Annotated in this window: 1 protein-coding gene; it reads left to right on the top strand. The window is 62.1% G+C overall.

Going from position 1 to position 1152, the window contains the following annotated elements:
• Window positions 1-72: 72 nt before the first annotated feature.
• On the top strand, window positions 73-1152 hold the full coding sequence (locus tag AC0QTX_RS27465; protein WP_474606958.1) for an IS630 family transposase: 1080 nt from the start codon (window positions 73-75) through the stop codon (window positions 1150-1152).

Genomic DNA, 1152 nt, shown 5'->3' with positions numbered 1-1152 from the left:
CTAGTGGTTTCCGCCTGACAGAAGAGTCCGATTGAGGATTCCCTTTGAGCCGTGTACATGCAAGGCTGGGGCATGCGCACTGGCATCTCCGTTACTCTTGCACCGCCTGACCGGCGTCACCTTGAGGCCCTCGTCAGCAACCGGAACACGGCTCAGAAACATGTTTGGCGGGCCACCATCGTGCTGCTGAGCGCCGATGGCATTGGCACGGTCGAGATCATGCGCCGGACCGGCACCTCCAAGACCTGCGTCTGGCGCTGGCAGGAGCGCTTCATGCAGGAGGGTGTGGATGGTCTGCTACGCGACAAGACCCGCCCATCCCGGATCAAGCCGCTCGGTCCTGACATGGCCGAGCGGGTGGTCAAGCTGACCCTGTCTGACCCTCCGGTCGAGACAAGCCACTGGACCGCGGCCCTGATGGCCCAGGAGAGCGGCATCAGCGCCAGTGCCGTGCGGCGCATCTGGCGGGCTCATGGGCTCCAGCCGCATCGCTATCGCCAGTTCAAGCTCTCGAACGATCCCAGGTTCGCCGAGAAGCTCAGAGATGTCGTCGGGCTTTACGTCGATCCACCGGCTCATGCCATCGTGCTGTCAGTCGATGAAAAGAGTCAGATCCAGGCGCTCGACCGCACCCAACCCGGTCTGCCGCTCAAGAAAGGTCGGCTGGGCACCATGACGCATGACTACAAGCGCCATGGCACCACCACGCTGTTTGCCGCCCTCAACGTACTGGACGGCACCGTCATCGGGCGCAACATGCAGCGCCATCGGCATCAGGAGTTCATCCGCTTCCTGAACACCATCGAGGCTCAGGTGCCGGCGGGCAAGGCCGTGCACGTCATCCTCGACAACTATGCAGATCACAAGCACCCGAAGGTTCGCGCCTGGCTGGATCGCCACGAGCGCTTCACCTTCCACTTCATCCCAACTTCATGTTCGTGGCTCAACGCGGTTGAGGGCTTCTTTGCCAAGCTGACCCGGCAGAGGCTGAAGCGAGGGGTGTTCCATTCGGTGGTCGATCTTCAGGCCGCCATCAACCGGTACGTCGCCGAGACCAACACCCGTCCCAAGCCATTCACCTGGACGGCTGATCCGGATGAAATCATCGCCGCCGTCAGGCGTGGGCACCAAGCGTTAGATTCGATCCACTAG

The organism is Microvirga sp. jy35 (assembly GCF_056148915.1).
This window is presented reverse-complemented; position numbering and strand designations above follow the sequence as displayed.